Annotated in this window: 11 protein-coding genes; 6 read left to right on the top strand and 5 right to left on the bottom strand. The window is 56.8% G+C overall.

What is annotated here, in order from left to right; all coding sequences use genetic code 11:
* Positions 1 to 23 precede the first annotated feature (23 nt).
* The 3 genes from ACFO3S_RS10930 to ACFO3S_RS10920 all read right to left on the bottom strand — a co-directional run bounded on the left by ACFO3S_RS10930 (position 24) and on the right by ACFO3S_RS10920 (position 4,525).
* Positions 24 to 920: a helix-turn-helix transcriptional regulator gene (locus tag ACFO3S_RS10930; RefSeq protein WP_378095313.1), complete on the bottom strand. Its 897-nt coding sequence runs from the start codon at positions 918 to 920 to the stop codon at positions 24 to 26.
* A gap of 709 nt (positions 921 to 1,629) precedes the next feature.
* A complete protein-coding gene (locus tag ACFO3S_RS10925) occupies positions 1,630 to 4,236 on the bottom strand; it encodes an FAD-dependent oxidoreductase (protein WP_378095311.1) in 2,607 nt (868 codons plus the stop codon).
* Position 4,237: 1 nt separating this feature from the next.
* The gene (locus ACFO3S_RS10920; protein ID WP_378095309.1) at positions 4,238 to 4,525 is read right to left on the bottom strand and encodes an ArsR/SmtB family transcription factor; all 288 of its coding nucleotides are present in this window, start codon (positions 4,523 to 4,525) and stop codon (positions 4,238 to 4,240) included.
* A gap of 178 nt (positions 4,526 to 4,703) precedes the next feature.
* Between ACFO3S_RS10920 and ACFO3S_RS10915 the strand changes: the two genes are divergently transcribed.
* Both ACFO3S_RS10915 and ACFO3S_RS10910 read left to right on the top strand, forming a co-directional pair.
* Positions 4,704 to 5,405, top strand: a complete 702-nt coding sequence (locus ACFO3S_RS10915) for a dihydroorotate dehydrogenase electron transfer subunit (RefSeq protein ID WP_378095307.1) — start codon at positions 4,704 to 4,706, stop codon at positions 5,403 to 5,405.
* Positions 5,386 to 6,318: a dihydroorotate dehydrogenase gene (locus ACFO3S_RS10910; RefSeq protein ID WP_378095305.1), complete on the top strand. Its 933-nt coding sequence runs from the start codon at positions 5,386 to 5,388 to the stop codon at positions 6,316 to 6,318. Before ACFO3S_RS10915 ends, ACFO3S_RS10910 begins: the two co-directional genes overlap by 20 nt.
* A gap of 12 nt (positions 6,319 to 6,330) precedes the next feature.
* Here ACFO3S_RS10910 and menG read toward each other — a convergent pair whose 3' ends face one another.
* Both menG and ACFO3S_RS10900 read right to left on the bottom strand, forming a co-directional pair.
* The gene (gene menG, locus ACFO3S_RS10905; protein WP_378095303.1) at positions 6,331 to 7,083 is read right to left on the bottom strand and encodes a demethylmenaquinone methyltransferase; all 753 of its coding nucleotides are present in this window, start codon (positions 7,081 to 7,083) and stop codon (positions 6,331 to 6,333) included.
* Between the two features lie 147 nt (positions 7,084 to 7,230).
* A complete protein-coding gene (locus tag ACFO3S_RS10900; RefSeq protein ID WP_378095301.1) occupies positions 7,231 to 7,806 on the bottom strand; it encodes a TetR/AcrR family transcriptional regulator in 576 nt (191 codons plus the stop codon).
* A gap of 172 nt (positions 7,807 to 7,978) precedes the next feature.
* Between ACFO3S_RS10900 and ACFO3S_RS10895 the strand changes: the two genes are divergently transcribed.
* From ACFO3S_RS10895 to ACFO3S_RS10880, 4 genes are all read left to right on the top strand, one after another.
* Entirely contained in the window at positions 7,979 to 9,859 is a 1,881-nt protein-coding gene (locus ACFO3S_RS10895) for a patatin-like phospholipase family protein (protein ID WP_378095298.1), read from the top strand.
* Positions 9,860 to 10,075: 216 nt separating this feature from the next.
* Complete coding sequence (locus ACFO3S_RS10890) at positions 10,076 to 10,672, top strand: TetR/AcrR family transcriptional regulator (RefSeq protein ID WP_378095296.1); 597 nt, start codon at positions 10,076 to 10,078, stop codon at positions 10,670 to 10,672.
* 271 nt (positions 10,673 to 10,943) lie between these two features.
* Positions 10,944 to 14,699, top strand: a complete 3,756-nt coding sequence (locus tag ACFO3S_RS10885) for an RCC1 domain-containing protein (RefSeq protein ID WP_378095294.1) — start codon at positions 10,944 to 10,946, stop codon at positions 14,697 to 14,699.
* A gap of 95 nt (positions 14,700 to 14,794) precedes the next feature.
* Positions 14,795 to 20,167 (top strand): InlB B-repeat-containing protein, encoded by a 5,373-nt coding sequence (locus tag ACFO3S_RS10880; protein ID WP_378095292.1) that lies wholly within the window; start codon positions 14,795 to 14,797, stop codon positions 20,165 to 20,167.
* Positions 20,168 to 20,324: the final 157 nt, after the last annotated feature.

Here is a 20,324-nt window from a genome sequence, read left to right as displayed (position 1 = left end):
CTTTGTCCGGCTTCAACCGGAAGTTAACGTTTTTCGTCATTCGACGATAGACGATGCCGATAGGGGTAAGGCGAAATTCCCGTCTGACGCTTGAAGAACACGCTGAAGGCATGAAGCGACGAGAAGCCTAATCGTTCCGCGACCGATGTGATCGTCTCGCCGGTCTCCGCCAGCCAATATTTGGCGCGATCGGTGCACAGCATGCGGATGTACTTCCCGAGCGGAATGCCGAACGAGCGCTTGAATTCCCGTTCCAGATGCGTCCGGCTGAGATGCTGCCTCTTCGCCAAATCCAAGGCGTTGATGCCGATGTTTGCATGCTCGTGAAGGTATTGAAGCAGCTCCTTCATCGCCGGAGCGAGCGGACCGTCTTCCGTTACGCCGTCCGGTAGGGCCGCCTCGCGATAAAGGCGGATGACGCGAACCAGCAGCTGCTGGAACAGGCTTTCCGCCATCAGAGCCGAATGCGGGCCGGGGTTCTCGATCTCGGCAAAGACGGCATCGAACAACCGTTTCACATCTCCGCTCGTATCCCGTACCGTGCGGGCCCGCCCAAGCCGGTAAAAATCCGTTTCTAGCTTATGCCGGTTCGTCAGCCGGAAGCCCGTGTAGTACAACCGGTAAGACGACTCCCCCAAAGAAGCGCCTTGATGGCCCTCTCCCGGCTTTGTCAGAAACAGATCCCCTTGACGCACGCGATACAAATCTCCGTCGATCGAAAACCAGCCCTGTCCTTCATCCACGTAGCACAGCTCGAAATGCTCGTGCATATGCCTATCCACCTGCCAGGTGCTTAGCATCTGGATGCCAATGTACGAGAGGTTGTCGAAATCATGTTGAAAAGGAAGCTCCTCCCGCAGCTCCGAAGAACCCTTGTAACGGTTGCTCGAGGCGGGAAGCGGAGTTTTATGTGCGGTCATCCGATCGTCTCCTTGCGTCTTGAGGTCCGGCGGCTCCTCGAGTTGGGCGATTCCGACAGGCTTTCAGCCTATCTCGATTCAAGTAGTATCACAATTATAGGCCGCTCGCTGTTTGACGAGCAAGAGACGATCGGCGGCTTCGGAGGCGCAAGATGAGGGGGCGAGCCGTGATGGCCTGCGCTCGCGTCTTTCTGGCCTTAGCCCTGCGGCCTGAGCAGCGTCAAGACACTTTCTTGGCCTTAGCCCCGCAGTCTCCGTCCCGCCTAAGCTCAACCTATTCGCCAGGACTACCGGGGGACGACAAATTAACCTTAATCCGCCAACATTGACTCCCCCCCCTCGAGCGGATCGAACTGGGCAGCACAAAAGTCGCTATCCAGCCGTTGCCATAGAGGTTACGAAGACATCATTGCCCGCATGATTAGGGAACAGCTCGAAGTCATTTTTTTACAGGAGCTGTTAAAGCAGCACGAAGCCGAAAAGGATGAGACTTTAAAAAATTACAGCTGTCCTATTGAGTTGGGGCATTTACGAGGCTTCTGTTCTGCGATCGCGACTATAAGCATGGCTGATTTCCCCCTGATGTAGAAAATTTAAATGAGTCGCATGTCGCCTGCAGGTTGGCAATGCAAATAGCGCAAGCTCCGAGAGGGGGATTAATCTCTCAGGCTTGCGCTATTCGTGCGTGTTCAAAAGATTCCAGCTAGGCTTATATAAAGAGATGATGTCCCGCCAGCTCGGCTCTGCCGAGATAGTGTCCGACGCCCCCGAATTGCACGCCGTCGATCAACTCCTCACGCGAAATGCCCATCAGATCCATGGACATTTGGCAGGCCACCATTTCAACTCCCTGCTCACGGGCGCTTTGAATTAGCTCCTCTAACGAAGAAACATTTTTGCTCCGCATCAGCTGGCGGATCATCTTCGGTCCAGCGCCTAACATGTTCATACGGGACAGCCCCAGCTTGCGGCTGCCGCGCGGCAGCATCGCTCCGAACAGAGCTCCGAACAGATCCTTTTTGACCTTGAGCTTGTCGGGCCGCCGGATGATGTTCAATCCCCAGAAAGTAAAGAACATCGTGACTTTTTTGCCGCTGGCCGCCGCGCCATTGGCGATAATGAACGAAGCGATAGCCTTGTCCAGGTCGCCGCTGAACACGACCATCGTGCTGGCATGGCTTCGGGCCTGCTGCCGGCTTTCGAGCGCCGTACCGCTCCCGGGGACTTCGGACGCTCCCCCATCGTCTTCCGCATTTCCTTTGCGCAGCACCGCCTCAATGAGTCCGCTCGACAATTTGGCGACGCTCTCCAGCGGGTTGCGGGTCATGCGCGCCCACGCCTGGATGTCCTCGTAGAAGCCGGGATCGGACGCGGTTACCTTCAAGATTTGTCCTTGCTTCATGCCGTCCATTTGTTTCTTCACCTGGAGCAGCGGTCCCGGACAGCAGAGTCCGCAGGCGTCCAGCACGGCGTCCGGTTTGTCGGATACAGGGGCGGGAGGAGCGGCTGCTGCGGTTTCCGGAACGGCCGCAGTCGCAGCCGTCATTATCGTAGCCGACGGTGCGGCGGAGGGAGCGCCGGGCGAGTCGGAGCGCGGGGGAGCCGTCGCCGCGGCGACCTCAGAAGCCGCCGCCATTGGGGCAGTTGGCGCTGCGGTTTGCTTGCCGGGCGTGTACCGGCTTAGCTGCCACGTTTTATATCCGCCGGTCAGGTTGCGCACGCGGAAGCCCTTTTGCGCCAATATGCGCGAGGCGGTATAGCCTCGCAGTCCGACTTGACAATAGATCCAGATCTCCTTGGAAGGGTCCAACTCCTGCAGCCGTCCCCGCAGCTCGTCGACGGGAATGTTGACTGAGCCGGGAATATGGCCGTTGGCATGCTCTATCGCCGTTCGCACGTCGATCAGCATCGTCGTTGCGGCATCCCGCTGCGCCAGTTCCGCCGCCGTGAACACGTTCGTTAATCCCGCCAGCACGTTTTCCGCAGCATAAGCCGCCATATTCACAGGATCCTTCGCCGAAGAATAAGGCGGCGCGTAGGACAGCTCCAGTTCCGTCAGATCGGCAACCGTGCCGCGCAGCCGGATGACGGTGGCGATATCGTCGATTCTTTTCTCCACGCCGTTATAGCCTGTCGCTTGAGCGCCCAGCACTTGGCCTTCTTTGCCGAATAGCAGCTTGAGTGAAATAGGGGTAGCTCCGGGATAATAGCCGGCATGCGAGCCGGGATGCACATGGACGACCTGATACGGAATGCCGAGCCTCTGCAGCGTTTTTTCGTTATTGCCCGTGGAGGCGCCGGTCATTCCGAACACCTTAATGACGGCTGTCCCCTGAGAACCCTTGTAAGTCGTCCCGAGTCCGCACACGTTGTCCGCTGCGATCCGCCCCTGCTTGTTGGCCGGGCCCGCGAGCGGGACGGCCGTCTGGCTGCCGTTCACGAAATCCTTGACTTCAATGGCGTCGCCTACCGCATACACGTTCTCCAGATTGGTTTCCATGCGCTCGTTGACCAGAATATGCCCTCTAGGTCCGAAGGCAAGACCGCTTTTCTTCAGAAAAGCCGTATCCGGCGCAACGCCGATTGCCAGCAGCGCCATCTCCGCTTGCAACTCCTTGCCGCTGGCCAGTCGCACCAATAAGCCGTTCTCCGTATCGGCGAAGCGCTCTACCTTCTCGGACAGGTGCAGGCTGATGCCGTGCGACTCCAGCTCTTGCGCGAGCGGGGCGGTCATCTCCGCATCGAACGGCGCCAGAATTTGCGGCGCGGCCTCCACCAGGCTGACCGTGAGCCCGGCCTCGCGCAGGCTTTCCGCCATCTCCACGCCGATGAAGCCGCCGCCGATCACAATAGCCGACCGCGTGCCTTCCTCGGTGACCTTCGCTTTGATTCGGTCGGTGTCCGGAATGTTGCGCAGCGTGTAGATGCGGCTGCTCTCGATGCCGGGCAGGGGCGGCCGAACCGGCTTGGCTCCGGGGGACAAGATGACGGCGTCATAGCTTTCCGTATATTCGCCGCGCTCGGCGCTGCGCACGCTCACGGTTCGGCTGGCGGGATCGAGCCCGACCACCTCGCTGCCTGTGCGAACATCGATGTTGAAGCGGCTTCTCATGCCCTCCGGCGTCTGAACCAGCAGCTTGGAGCGGTCGGCGATCGCTCCGCCGATATAGTAGGGCAAACCGCAGTTGGCGAACGAAATATAGGGATCGCGTTCGAACAGCACGATATGGGCGTCCTCGTCCAGCCGCCGCAGCCGCGCCGCCGCAGAGGCTCCTCCAGCTACCCCGCCTACAATTAACACTTTTTTGCCTGCCATCTCATTCTGCCTCCCCGAAGAAGATGCGAATCAATTGTTTGATGCGTTCGTCCTTGACCGAATAGTTGATTTCCAGCCCTTTGCGCTCCGTCTCCACGATGCCGATCGAGCGCAGCTTCTGCAAATGCTGGGATACGGTCGATTGCGGCAGCCCCAGACATTCCTGCATATAGGACACGTTGCAGCTTTCCTTGGTCAGCAGCCCTCTGACGATGCAGAGCCGTACCGGATGAGCGAGCGCCTTCAGCAGCTCCGCCGTATCCTCGTAAAACTTAAAATTGTTTTCCATCGGTACCGGTTCATCCCCCTTTAAATCATAATATCGTAATATTACGATATTATGATTTAAAAAGCAAGAGAGGCATGAGCGCGTGCGTCGGCAGCGCAATTCACATGATATTCGTCACAGGACAGCGACGTCTACTCTGCTATTGTGGGAATAACGAGACAAGAAGGAGGAACGAACGATGGCGGACGTGTTGTCTAACATTCGGGTATCGTCCGACTGCCGTATTCTGACGGTCGGCGGACAGTATGAAGGCAGAATGGGGCAATTTTACATGGTGCGGGGATGGGAGCTTTATCCGCTCTTGTCGAGGCCGCTCAGCATCTACGACCTGAACGAGGCCGGCATCTCGTTCCTGTACCGTGTCGTTGGGCAAGGAACGCAGCGGCTGGCGGATCTGAGGCGCGGCGACCGGGTCGAACTGAACGGGCCGATCGGGAACGGATTCCCTGATGTCGACGGGCGCGTGGCGCTCGTAGGAGGAGGGCTGGGCGCAGCGCCGCTATACTTCGCGGCCCGGCAGCTGCCGGGGTCGACCGCCTATCTCGGATTCAGCGGCGAGGCAATCGCCGATGTGCCGTTTCGCTCGCGATGTGCGGAAGTCATCGTCAAGATCGGCGGCAGCATCGTTGACGAGATCGAGCCTTCGCGCTTCGACGCGGTGTTCGCCTGCGGTCCTCGGAAGATGCTCCAAGCGATGGCGCACAAAGCTCAACGATCTGGAGCGGCGCTGTATGTATCGGTGGAAAGCCGAATGGCTTGCGGCGTCGGCGCCTGTCTCGTCTGTTCCTGTCCGACGACTGAAGGCAGCCGCAGAGTGTGCGCGGACGGGCCCGTATTTTCGGGAGAGGAGGTGCGATGGGATGAGTGGGATCGCGTGTAACATCGGGGGCGTGACGCTGCGTAACCCTGTGATGATGGCGTCGGGCACGTTCGGCTACGGACGCGAATATGCGGCGTACTACCCGCTGTCGCTTCTGGGGGGGATCGCCACCAAGGGGCTGACGCTTCATCCGAGAGCAGGCAATCCGGGCGTGCGCGTCTGGGAGACGGCGTCGGGCATGCTGAACAGCGTCGGACTGGAAAACCCGGGGGTGGACGCATTTATTAGCCGAGAGCTGGATTGGATGCTGGCGCAGGATACGGCGGTGCTGATCAATCTCGGGGGCGGATCGCTGGAGGAGTACGTCGAGGGAGCGGCGCGCATCGACGCGGCTTGCCGGGAACGCACGAAGGCGGGCAGCAAGCTGCCGGTTCTGCTTGAGCTCAACATCTCGTGCCCCAATGTCAAAGAAGGCGGCATGGCATTCGGCATCGAGACGGCGACGGCGCGGAGCGTTGTCCGGGCGGTACGAGAGGCGACAGGGCTGCCGCTGGTCGTCAAGCTGTCGCCGAATGCGCGGGATATCGCCGAGATGGCTCGCATGTGCGAGGCCGAGGGAGCCGACGCCGTGTCGCTGATCAACACGGTGCTGGCGATGAAGATTGACATACGGGCAAGACGCAGCGTCTTCCGTCAGACGTACGCAGGATTGTCCGGTCCGGCGATCAAGCCGATAGCGCTGCGCATCGTTCATCAGACGGCGAAGGCGGTCGGCATTCCAGTCATCGGGATGGGCGGCATCGCCTCTGCCGAAGACGCGATTGAATTTGTGATGGCCGGCGCGGAGGCGGTTCAGGTCGGCACTTGGAACTTCGTCCAACCGAGCGCGGGGGCGGAGATCGCCGCCGGGATCACGGATTGGATGCGGAGCCAAGGGGTCGCTTCACTCGGCGACATTCGCGGTATCGTCTAGGCTGCCGCAGCATCAGCCCTCTAACGTTGTATCCAGCGGCTTCGGAATTTCCCCGCCGGAAGATTTATGTCCCATATGCATGGCTGCGCCGCCGCCGGCGTAACTCTTAACCTCTACATGCTCAAAGCCGGCCTCCCGGAACATTTTCTTTAATTGAAGCTTCCCGGGAAAATCCCGGGCCGATTGCTGCAGCCAAGAATACTCCTCATAACGTTTGACGAGAATTTTTCCCAGCAGCGGCATAATGAACCGGAAATAAAAAAGATACAGCTGTCTGTAGCCCATTAGGGTAGGCTGGGAGGTCTCCAGACAGACGACTTTGCCGCCGGGCTTCACGACGCGATGCATTTCCTTCAGCACGGTCATGTAGTCGGGTACATTTCGGAGTCCGAAGCCGATGGTCACATAGTCGAAGCGATGATCTTCAAAAGGAAGCTTCATGGCGTTGCCATGCACCCATTTCAGCTGATCCAGCTGGGCTTTACGCCCTTTATCCTTGGCAACCGAAAGCATATTCTCGCTAAAGTCTATGCCAACGACTTCGCCATTTTCTCCGACAGCCTGCGCCAGCGCGACAGACCAGTCGCCCGTTCCGCAGCATACGTCGAGAGCGGCAGCGCCCGGCTCCACGTTCATGCGTCTCATGACATCTTTGCGCCACAGCTTATGCAGTCGGAAGGAAATTACGGAGTTCATGGTATCGTAATTTTCGTATACCTTCTCGAATACGCCATGCACGCGTTCTTCCTTGGACGAATAATCCATCATCATACTTCCTTTAGTTAAAGTTCCTTAGCGGACACGCAGGGCCGACATGAACAGTATAACACAGCGGAAAGTCGTGTAAGGGACGGCGGGCGTCCATCCGTTGACAATCTGATGACTTCGGCTCAAGCCGGGGGATGGCCCAAGTCATTCCATCTGCGGTATGAAGCCTTCGGATTGCGACTCGATGAATCGGTGCATGTCCTCGGGAGACAGATTTTTACCGTTTTGAATCCATTGAAGCAGGATGCGTATGATCGCCCCGGACCGGAAGGCCAGGAAATAGTCGAACTGCGGAGACAGCTTCGTCATGGCGGGGCGAAGCCTAAGCACGAGCTTCTTCATGGTGTCCTCGAAGGCGGAGAAGACGATGTCTATACGGTTGGCGGCGATCAATAGCTCGACGATTTCCGAATCGGCATGCCAGTAACGAAAGAAAGGCAGTATGAACGGAAACTTGTCGCTCGTCCGAACGGCTTGCGAAGCGATCGATTGAACGATATAGCCGTAGAGCGCGTGGAAGGATTCGTCGCATTTCCACTGCAAGATGTCTTCCAGACTGTCGAAGTTCCGGTAAAAGGTGGATCTCCCGATCTGTGCGGTATGGACGACCTCCTTGACGGTGATGGACTGGAAATTCTTTTCCTTCATCCTTTGCGACAAGGCGCGATACAACATCGTTTTGGACTGAACGGACCTTGGGTCTGCATTGATGTGGTACATATTCCCTCCATATGTTCGACATCTCTGAATCGTATTGACTTCCCGGTACGAACCCTTGAAAATTCAGAATAGAACACCTTCATCATATAAATGTTTTCGAGCGATTTAAAGATAAACGAGTCAAAATCGCTAAAGAACGGTCAGGAACTTATGGGGAAAGGATGCTTGCGCGTTGAATAAGTGCGAGGAGATTCGCCGGTTTCCGATCCTAGGCGAGTTAAGCGATATGGACTTGCGATCGATACGCCCGTACTTGAGCGTTAACGAATTCGACAGCGGCGCGGCCATTCTGAAGCAAAATCAACAGTCCGCCCATTTTCACATTATTCTGGCAGGAGCCTTGAATGTTTACGTTCAACAAGAAACCCAAGTCCATGTTGCCAGGCTGAAGCCCGGGCAATTCTTCGGAGAGATGTCGTGCTTAACCGGAGCCCCGGTGAGCGCTACGGTTCAGGCGGACGGCCCTGTCCGAACGGTATCCATGCCTCGTGAAGGCTTGCTTCAACTCATGGACAAGAGCGCCGAGTTCCGTCATCACATGATCGAAGCGATGGTTCAGCGCATTGCGACATCCAACGACAGAGTGCTGGAGGAGCACACGAAGAGCTCTGTCGTCTTGCGCCAATTAAAGGAGGAGCGGCAATCCCGATACGGGGCCTTGGTCGGAGAGAGCAAGTTCATGCGCGAGCTAAAGCGCAAGATCGGCGAATTGGCTCAGACGGAGCATTCGCTATGTATCGTCGGCGAGAACGGAGTCGGGAAATCCCATGTCGCCTGGGAGATTCATGCGCGATCGCGGAGATCCGAATATCCGGTATTCCTGATGGAGGGGAAGTGCGTTAACCTCGAGGAATGGGAGATGAAGGTTCGGGCGGCCAAAGGAGGAACGGTGATCCTGAGAGAAGCCGATCTGCTTCCGTCGGATCACTTGCATCGCTTGGTTCGCTCGGTGGAGCATACCCGCGTCATCATGACCGCGAAGCGTCAGCTGGCCATAGCCGAAGCGCATTTGGAGATGATACCGCTCAGGGAACGGACAGAGGATATTCCCTTGCTGGTGCGCACCTTTATATCCGAGGCGGGATTCGACGAGCCCGAGTCGTTGATGTCGCAAGAAGCGATGAACATGATCGGCACTTTCCCGTTTCTCGCCGGGAATATTCAGGAGCTAAAGCGGGTTGTTCACGACGCGCTGATCCGAAGCAACGGGGACACGGTCCGTAATTCGCATCTCCGGTTCGGGAGCGCGCGCGAGCCTGGAGCCCGTCCGAAGATCGCTCTGGCCTTGGGGAGCGGCGCCGCGCGGGGATCGGCCCATGTCGGTGTGATCAAGGCGCTGGAGCAGGCGAATATTCCGATCGATATGATAGCCGGTACGAGCGTCGGCGCTTTTATCGGCGCGCTATACGCAGGCGGTCAGCCTACCTCTGCTTTTGAACGCGTACTGCCGACTGTGCGCTGGAGACAGCTTGTGCGCCCGGCGCTCCCGCGGAACGGGGTGGTTGACAATTATCCGATGGTCCGCTTCGTCGAGAAGTATATCGGTCCTGTCGAATTTCAGGATCTGCGGATCCCTTTCGCTGCCGTAGCGTCCAATGCGATAAACGGAGAGGCCTATATTCTCAATAAGGGCAAGGTATCGCACGCGATCTGCGCCTCCACTGCCATTCCGGGGGTGATGAAGCCGGTCAAATACGGGAACGCCCTTCTTCTGGACGGCGCCGTCGCGCATCCTGTGCCCGTAGCGCTTGCCAGAAGCATGGGCGCCGACATCGTCGTTGCCGTCGATCTCAGCATTCCGGACTTCGTGAAGAAGGAACCGACGAATTTCATCGCCACCATTCTGAACACGATCGATATTATGAGCAAGCGGATGATTCAGGACGAATTACAGCTGGCCGACGTCGTATTGAATCCCTGGTTGGAGAACGGTTCCATTTCATTTAAAGGATCTTCTTTAAGCATTCAGGTGGGAGAGAAGGTCGCTCGCGAATCTCTCTCCGCCATTAAACAGAAGATAGAGGGCCTCGTATCCCGACCGCCTTCCGCATGAAGGAGGCGCTGAACGCGCTGCGGTCCGGGCGAAGAGCCTTCGCGAAGGCAGCTTCGTTCGAGAGCGGGGCAATCTGCGGACTGGGCGGTGTTGAAGGTTCAGAGTCGCTCGTATTGGCAATATCCGTTTTGCAAGTGCCGCAGATAAGGTTATGATTGGAGAGAAAGATGACAATCATACGAAACCGGAATGGAGCCTTGCGAAGGAGCGAGCGATTTGCAGAAGACCAAATTCCAATTAAAACGCGAGACCACCTATCGTCAACTAATCGAAGCGGGATTGGCCTGCTTCCTGGATAAAGGCTTTGCGGCGACAAGAATTGAGGATATCGTGGAGCGAGCCGGATTTACGAGAGGCGCGTTTTATTTCCATTTCAAGACGAAGGAGGAGGTATTTTTTCGAATACTGGAGCAGCGGGTCAGTCTCAGGAGCGGTTGGACGGAGGTTCCCCGCCTTTACAACAAAGAAGAGGCAACGCTGGAGCAAGTCTTGGCCAAGTGCATGCTTGAACTGGAAAACAGAATGAGGGATGGACGAAAATGGTTTATGGTTCTGATCGATTTCTACTTGCAGACGAAGGCGGATCCGGAAGCCCGCAGCAGGCTGAAGGAGCACTATCAAGGATGGATCGTCGAGATTGCGGAGTTTGTCGACATACTGAAGGAGGGAGGCTGGATTGCGAACGATATAGACAGCAGCCGGGTTGCCGCTCAAATGTGGGCGTTCAGCGAAGGCTATTCGGCGACGACGCTTCTATTCGGAGAGTTTAATCCGGACACGCTGCTTACAGGATTCGTCAAGCTGTTAACATGACAGGCGAGAAAAGTACCGTTGAAACGACACGTCTTGACGGTATTTTTTTGCCTTGCTAAAATAAATACATTCGTGTATGAATTTATATGAGAAAGCAAACTGAGGCTGGAAGAGACGTACGGCGCTTGCTTGTAAACGAGATTCCATTTGTCCGAGACGCGCGGCGCGAATCTTCCCTAATTTTAGGGTAGAAGGTATGACCGAACTTGGCTGCAGGCAGCTGCAGTCGGGCGAACATTTTTTCGTTTATCTATAGGGGAGAGGATTCGGGATGGCTGTGTTGCGTTTGAGGTTTAAGAGGATACTTCGCCAGTGCGTTCAGACGATGAGCCTGCTCGCGATGGTGGCGGGCGTTGTGGTGCCTTTCCATGCCGGCTTGGCCCACGGCGAACAGGCGGACAGCGGCCGCCGTACGGAGAGAGTGGCGATTGCAGCAGGAGATGGTCATTCGCTGGCGTTGAAAGCGGACGGTTCCGTTGTGGCATGGGGAGCGAATGATTACGGTCAAACGGAGGTGCCGACAGAAGCGGAATCCGGTGTCGTGGCGATCGCGGCGGGAGAGGATCATTCGCTGGCGCTGAAAGCGGACGGCACCGTGGCGGCGTGGGGATATCATGGTGCAACAGACGTGCCGGAGGGGCTCTCCGGTGTGGTCTCGATTGCTGGGGGAGGCAATCATTCGCTGGCGTTGAAAGCGGACGGCTCTGTTGTGGCATGGGGATCGAATGGTTACGGTCAAACGACGGTGCCAACGGAAGCGGAGTCCGGCGTGGCGGCGATCGCGGCGGGAAATTATCATTCGCTGGCGTTGAAAGCGGGCGGCTCCGTTGTGGCATGGGGAGCGAACGATGACGATAGTGACTACGGTCAAACGACGGTGCCGACGGAAGCGGAGTCCGGCGTAGTGGCGATCGCGGCGGGAACTTACCATTCGCTGGCGCTGAAAGCGGACGGCTCTGTTGTGGCATGGGGAGCGAATGATTACGATCAGACAACGGTGCCAACGGAAGCGGAGTCCGGTGTGGTGGCGATCGCGGCGGGAAATTATCATTCGCTGGCGCTGAAAGCGGATGGCACCGTGGTGGCGTGGGGATATGACGGGTACGACCTGGCAGAGGTGCCGGCGGGAGCGCAGTCCGGCGTGGCGGGTATTGCATCGGGAAGTTACCATGCGCTGGCGCTGAAAGCGGACGGCTCTGTTGTGGCATGGGGATCGAATGATGGCGGTCAAACGACTGTTCCTGCTGACCTCGCCGTTTCGGTCAAAACAAAGAGAATTGCAGCGGGATACGATCATTCGCTGACGCTTAAATCTGACGGTTCCGTTGTGGCGTGGGGACGGAATGATGACGGTCAGACGACGGTGCCGGCGGAAGCGGAGTCCGATGCGGTGGCGATCGCAGCGGGAGCTCGTCATTCTCTGGCGCTGAGGTCGGACGGTACCGTGTTGGCGTGGGGAGGAAATGATTTAAGTCAGACGGCGGTGCCGACGGAAGCGCAGACAGACGTGGTGGCGATTACAGCCGGCAGCGCTCATTCTCTGGCCCTGAAGGCGAACGGTACCGTGGAGGCGTGGGGATATAATGCTTACGATCAGTTGGAGGTGCCGGACGGACTCTCCGATGTCGTGGCGATAGCAGCCGGAACTTCTCATTCTCTGGCGCTGATGGCGAACGGCACCGTGGAGGCGTGGGGGTCGCCTTATGAGGATCAAACGGCGGTGCCGATCGGACTCTCCGATGTCGTAGCGATAGCAGCCGGAGGTGATTTTTCCCTGGCGCTGAAAGCGAACGGCTCGGTGGTGTCGTGGGGATTGGGTACTGAATCGACAGTGCCTGCAGAAGCGCAGACCGGCGTAGTGGCGATTACTGCCGGCAGTGCTCATTCTCTGGCCCTGAAGGCGGACGGTACCGTGGTGGCGTGGGGAGCAAATAGTTACGGTCAAACGACGGTGCCGACGGAAGCGGAATCCGGAGTAGTGGCGATAGCAGCAGGAAATAATCATTCCCTGGCGCTGAAGGCGGACGGCACCGTTGTAGCGTGGGGACGGAATGATCACGGTCAAATTTCGGTGCCCTACACCGTGACCTTCGATAAGAACGGCGGGGAAACGGATGCAAGTCCGACGACCATAACGGCGCTGCATGGAGGAAACGTCGGAACGCTGCCGACGCCGCCGACCAGAACGGGGTATACGTTCACAGGATGGAACACGGATGCGGTTGGAGAAGGCGATCCGTTCGACGCCGATACAGCCGTAACCGCAGACATCACCGTCTATGCGCAATGGGCAGCGGACACCGTCTACAGCGTAACCTTCGATAAGAACGGCGGGAATACGGAAGCAAGTCCGACGGTTTTGACGGCTGTCTACGGAGGAAACGTCGGAACGCTGCCGACGCCGCCGACCAGAACGGGGTATACGTTCACAGGATGGAACACGGATGCGGTTGGAGAAGGCGATCCGTTCGACGCCGATACAGCCGTAACCGCAGACATCATCGTCTATGCGCAATGGACGGCGGATCCCGTCTACACCGTGACTTTCGATAAGAATGGGGGAGATACGGACGCGAATCCGACGGTAACGACAGCCGTATATGGAGGAAACGTCGGAACGCTGCCGACGCCGCCGACTAGAACGGGGTATACGTTCACAGGATGGAACACGGATGCGGTTGGAGAAGGCGATCCGTTCGACGCCGATACAGCCGTAACCGCAGACATCATCGTCTATGCGCAGTGGACGGCGGATCCTACCTACACGGTAACGTATAACGGAAACGGACACACGGGAGGCGGCGTTCCGATCGATCACAATCGTTATGTACAAGGAGCTGCCGTCACCGTACAAGGCAATACCGGAAGCTTGACCAGATCCGGGTACACGTTCGCCGGATGGAATACGCAAGGGGGTGGAGCGGGAACGAGCTATGCGGCAGGATCAACCTTTGCGATGGGAACGGACGACGTCACGCTGTACGCGCAATGGACGGCGAGCAATAGAGGAAGCAGCGGGGGAGATTCGCCTTCACCGTCATGCGATGACAGAGTCGCCTCCACAGACGGCACATTAACCCTTCCGGCATGTAGAGCGGGCGAGGTCAGCTTAGGGGATGACGTCACCATCGTCATTCCAGCGGGAGCCTCCGATAAGGAAATGATACTAACGATAGAGAAAGTAACGGACACGCAGCGCCTTCTGACGGAAGGGGATGTGCCTGCCAGCCCGATCTACGAGATTTTGAAAAACGTCTCAGAGAACTTCAAAAAAGCGGTAACGCTGATCTTTGCCTTCGATCCGGCCAAGCTGAAGGCGAATCAAGTTCCCGTCGTACGCTTCTATGACGAAGCAAAGAAGGAATGGGTGGAAATTGCCGGAGGCAAGATCGAAGGCAATCGCATCTCCGTAGAGGTTGATCACTTGACGAAGTTTGCGGTATTCGCGAAAGATAAAGCGGCGCCGGAACCTGCCCAGCCTGAGATAGCCTTCAGCGACATCTCCGGACATTGGGCGGAAGCAAGCATCAAGAAAGCCGTATTTAATGAGATGATTACAGGTTATCCGGATGGAACATTCAAGCCCGACCATCCGGTTACTCGCGCCGAATTTACGGTTATGCTGGCGGGCGCATTGAAGTTGGAGGGAACAGGCTCGGCGCTTCCATTCCAAGATCAAGATCAGATTGGCTCCTGGGCCAAACGTGCGGCAGCTCTTGCCGTGCAAGCGGGAATCGTCGGCGGGTACGGGGACGGCAGCTTCCGGCCCGATGCCCGGATCACCCGGGCGGAGATGGCGTCGATGATTGCCAGAGCGCTGAAAGTGTCTCTTGATACGGATGCGCCGACCGGCTTCGCCGATGACGAAGACATTCCGAAATGGGCGAGAGGCGCGGTAGAAGCGATCCGTCAACTGGGCATCGTCAGGGGCCGCGGCGACAACAAGTTCGTTCCGAACGACACGGCGACTCGAGCGGAAGCGGTTGCGATGATCCTTAGCATGCTGGAAGAAAGAGAGAGATCATAGGGCAAGACGCTTAGAGGGGATCAGCAGGCGAAGCTGTACATCAGCGATCCGAAGAATCGCAGCGTAGCACGGTGAAAAGAGGAGGCGTTTGTCCCTTGAGAAAAATAGCTAGTGTGCTTCTTGCTCTAATGCTGCTGGATTTTTTACCGCTGGGGAATTCCCCTGCCCCGGCCTCTGCGGCTGTCGAGGAATTTATGTGGAGAACGAATGACACGGGGGTCACGATCACGGGTCGGAATAAAAAAATGGTGAGAAATGTCGTCATCCCGGACACGATCCACGGAAAGCCTGTTACGGAAATCGGGGAAGGTGCGTTTGCGGGCAATCCGCTTATTCCTGGTAATCAGCTTCTTAGTGTAATGATACCGGACAGCGTCACTAAGATCGCCGCAAATGCATTTCGTAGCAATCAGCTCGCCAGTGTACAGTTGCCAAGCGGCATTAAGAGCATTGGGGAAGGAGCATTTGAGCATAATCTCCTCACCAATGTAACGATACCGGACAGCCTCACAGAGATCGGCGCAGCTGTGTTTGCGAATAATCAGCTTGTTGGTGTCACGATACCGGACAGCGTCACAGAGATCGGCGCATCTGCGTTTATGAATAATCAGCTTGATCGTGTGACAATACCGGACAGCGTCACGGAAATCGGGGAGAGCGCGTTTGCGGAAAATCAGCTTGTTGGTGTCACGATACCGGACAGCGTCACAGAGATCGGCGCAGCTGCGTTTGCAAATAATCAGCTTGTTGATGTAACGATAGCTGGCGGCATCACAGAGATCAGCGCAACTATGTTTGCGAACAACCAACTCGCCAGTGTGACGATACCGCCGAACATTCAAACGATCGGCGCATCCGCGTTTGCGAACAATCAACTCACCAGCTTGACGATTCCGGGCAGCGTAGCGGAAGTGCATGATGGCGCTTTTTCTAGTAACCATTTATCCAGCATTGCCATTGAAGGGTCCACAGATCAGTTTGGAGTTGATGTGTTTTCCGGGAATCTGCTTCAGCATATCACGTTTGAGATGAGCCAAGATCCTATGGATGATCATTTGAGGAAGACATTTGCGAATCAGCGGAGAGATGGATACTCTTTCCTTGGATGGTTTAAGGATGAGAATCATACTGAACAGTGGATGTATGATTCTGTAAATGCAAATACGACGATGTATGCCAAGTGGGAGGAAGCGCCTTTCATCTGGATAAATTCTCCCTCAGAACTTAACATATTTGACGATATGGTCAGGATTACGGGATATCATCACGTGAATGACAAAGATGTCGAAATCCCGGACAGGATCGATGGAAAGTTTGTACTGGAAATCGAGAGGGGAGCATTCAGGCATCTTGGACTTCATAGTGTAACGCTACCGCCAGGCCATAGAATGATTGATCAATATGCATTCGCGGACAATCAACTAACCAACTTGACAATTCCGTCGGGGGTAGTTGAGAACTTGGAAATCGGTTTTCGCGCATTTGCTAATAACCCTATATCTAGCGTTACATTTATAAACATCAACTCGGTTACGTTCGGAGAAGAGGTGTTTTTCGGAAATCCGCTCCAACAAATCTCGTTTGTGGCGGGCGCGACTTCCATCGATAACAATTTGAAGGAGACGCTTGCGAATCCATCAAGAGATGGCTACTCCTTCCTTGGATGGTTTAAGGAAGGGGACACTGAACCCTGGGGCTATAATTCTGTAGACGCAAATACGACGCTGCATGCCAGGTGGGAAGAAGCACCGTTCAAAGTTCACTTTGAGGGAGGTGCTGTGCTCGAGGCCGTATACGGTCAGGGCGTCGGAACGCTGCCTGCAGATCCGATTCGGTACGGGTATGTATTCAAAGGCTGGGAATCCGGGGGAGCACCGTTCGATGCCGAGACACCCGTGTATGCGAGCATGCATGTATCTGCACGATGGGAGAAAGCCGCTTTTACCGTAACCTTCAACAACAACGACGGAGATACGGAGGCAAATCCAACGACCATGGAGGTTCTATATCATGAGACTGTTGGTACGTTGCCGGAACCGCCGCCGCGGGAAGGATATACATTTGCCCAATGGGCCGATCATCCAACCGCATATTTGTCTGGGCAAGGCGCTGCGTTTAATGCCGATACTCTTGTTAGGGGGGATACAACGCTCTATGCGATATGGACGAAGAACCCTGAAGGCGAGCAGTTCTCTCTCGCTCCCGGGGGAACCTATTATTTCGATCTGTCATCAGTGAAGGAAGACAATATCGGCGCGGCAAATCCCGCTTTGCCGGACATCAGCTTTAAATGGATTCCCTTCACCTATGCGGGCACGGTGAACGCCTATTCTTTGAGCACTTTTCAATCGCCGGAAGCAGCGACGGCCCGAGATCGCAGCTTGTTCGTGGCGGATTACAATGTCACTACATCCGTAAGTGATGGAAATCTTGATCATGCTCGTCTTATTTACGGAAAGGGATATTCTGCTGGCGGCGTTAATTATATGCTGCGCTCCTTGTCGGTCGGCTATGCTTATCCTCAGCTAATTACGGGTTTTGCGGGGCCGAGAAACAATGAATGGGATCAAGTGATGACCAGGATCGGGCATCTGCTTGGCGATCTGGGCGGTTTTTCCTGGGGGCAGGATACGGTTTATCCAACGGCTTCTCGGATAGCACGTGGAGGGGAAGCCCACGACGGTTATTATTCGAGCCGCGGCTATCTCGGTGGCCCTCCCAGTGCCGGCTTCCGCCCTGCTCTTGAAGTCTGGAGAGAGGATGTGGACAAGCTAGGCTTCAACGGTCTGAAAACGGTCACATACGACATGGATGATAACGGTACCCTCGGAACGATGGGCAAGGGATACAAGGGGGATGCGCTGACCTCCGCCACGGTGGTATATACGGGGACTTTGACGTTGCCGGAGATTACGGAGGAAAACGGATTTCACATAGCGGGCAGCGTTACGGGAGAATGGGGCTGGTTTGACGGAACGACTCTGCATGAAGCAGGGACAACGCTGGAACTTGCCTCCGGAACCGTCTTAAAGGCGCAGCTTATTCCGGAGAAATACGACATTACCGTCGAGGCCGACGGCAACGGCACAGCCGCCGCCAGCGCGGCATCGGCTCCCGAAGGCGCCGAAATTACGCTGACCGCAGCGCCGAATGCGGGCTACCGGTTCAAGGAATGGCTGGTTGTCAGCGGCAACATTGCGATTACGGGGGACACCTTCATCATGCCGGATCATCCGGTGACGGTAAGAGCCGTCTTTGAGGAAGCCAAGTATACCCTTACTGTAAGCGACAGCTACGCCTCCCCATCCGGTGCGGGCAGTTATGCCGATGGCACGACGGTGACCATTCACGCAGGCAGCCGCGACCATTACACGTTCAGCGGTTGGACGACGGATGACGGCGTGACTTTGGCTGATGCCAACAGCCCCTCCACCACGTTGATCATGCCCGCTATGGACGTAACGGTCTATGCGCAATGGACGGCGGAGGCCTTCGCCGTGACGTTTAATAAGAACGGGGGAGACACGGATGCTCGTCCGACGGTAACGACGGCGGTATACGGGGGGAATGTCGGATCGCTGCCGACTCCGCCGACCCGAGCGGGATACACGTTCGCGGGATGGAACACGGATGCGGGAGGACAGGGCAAACCGTTCAGCGCCGCAACAGCCGTATACGCAGACATGATCGTATATGCGCAATGGACGACGGTCCCTATTCACAGCGTAACCTTCAATAAGAACGAAGGAGACACGGATGCTCATCCGACAGTAACGACGGCGGTATACGGAGGGAATGTCGGGTCGCTGCCGACTCCGCCGACCCGAGCGGGATACACGTTCGCGGGATGGAACACGGATGCGGGAGGACAAGGCGATCCGTTCGACGCCGCAACGGCCGTATTCGCAGACATCATCGTCTATGCGCAGTGGACGGCGGACCCGACCTACACCGTAACGTATAGCGGAAACGGACATACGGGAGGCAGCGCGCCGAGCGATCCCAATCGTTATGTTGAAGGAGCCGTCGTTACCGTACAGGGCAACACCGGCAGCTTGACAAGATCAGGCTATACGTTCGCCGGATGGAATTCGCAAGCCGATGGGAAGGGAGCGAGCTACGCGGAAGGATCAACCTTGACGATGGGGACGGACAACGTTACGCTGTACGCGCAATGGACGGCGAACCATGGGGGCGGCGGTGTGACGCCCCCGCCATCGAGCGGAGGCGGAGGCGGCTCGCCGCTGCCTGTCGCCGAGGAGCTGTTCATTGACAAGAACGGCACCTTGCTCGATCCATCCGAGATAGACGCGACGAAGCCGTCCGTCACGTTGGAAGTTTTGCCGAACGATGCCGGTGCAGCGTATGTCCGCATCCCGGCGAGCGTCTTAACTGAGCTGGGGGAGAAAAACGCCGCCTTCTTCATGGAGATCAAGACTCCTTACGGAAGCTACCAAGTGCCGGTCGAGCTGGCTTCGCTGATTCCGGGGCTGACGGACTTGCTTGACGCCAACCGTCTGAAAGCCGAGGATATCAGCTTCAAAATCACCTTGACCGACAAGACCGGCGACGAAGACATTCAGGCGGCCTTCGCCAACGATCTGCCCCATGGCCGCATCATAGGCGCCATCGTGGATTTTCGCATCGAGATCGTTAACGTCAGGACGGAACAAACGATCGGGACGGCGAATCGGTTCAGCAAGGCGCTTGCAAGGGCGATTCCGCTGCCGAAGGACATCACCGACATGCCGGAGCAATGGGGCGCGTTCCGCCATAACGAGAAGACCGGGAAGTTTGAATTCGTCCCCGCCCTGTCGGTCAAGCTGGACGATACATGGTATGCGATGATTCGCTCTTACACCAATAGCGCATACGTCATCGCGCAAAATCCGGTCAGCTTTGCCGATGCGCTGCCGCATTGGGGCGAGCCGTCTATCCGGCTCGCCGCGGCGAAGGGCCTGGTTGGCGGTGTTGGCGGAGGCAAGTACGCCCCGGACAGATCCGTAACGAGAGCGGAGTTCACCGCCATGCTTGTCCGGGCGCTCGGGCGCGGCGACTTAACCGACCGCAAAGCGTCATACGACGATGTCAAGCCAGGCGCATGGTACTACGAAGAAGTCAGTCAAGCGAAGGCGCTCGGATTGCTGGATTTCGCGAGCGGGACGCGCTTCAACCCGGATCAGCCGTTGACTCGCGAGGAGATGGCAAGCATGATCGCGGCCGTCATCGCCCTTGAGGAGCTTCCGGTCCCGGAGGAAAACGCGGCACTAAATGGCTACAGGGATATCGGCAGCGTGGGTGCGGCTTATCTGAGGGACGTCGGCCTGATGGTCAAGCTGAACATCATGACAGGCACAAGCGAGAATACGTTCAGCCCGAAGGGGGTAACGACGCGCGCCCAGGCTGCGGTCGTGTTCGTCAGAGCGCTGGAAGCGCTTGGCATGATCGACGGTTTTGATGCGGATTAGAAGGCTTGAAAGGAGACGGGCGTGAAAGCCCGAAGCGCGAATCAGCGGGAAATGAAGGGCGGAAGCTGTCGCGACTTGCTCGGAATGTAGGAACAAAACCGAAGAGAGCGGCCGAACACGAACCATGAGACTTAAGGAGACGTCCATAAGGGCGTCT

This window comes from Cohnella hongkongensis, assembly GCF_042654645.1.
GTDB lineage: Bacteria > Bacillota > Bacilli > Paenibacillales > Paenibacillaceae > Cohnella > Cohnella hongkongensis.
Note: the sequence above shows the minus strand (reverse complement) of the source record. Positions and strands in the feature narration are given on the sequence as shown.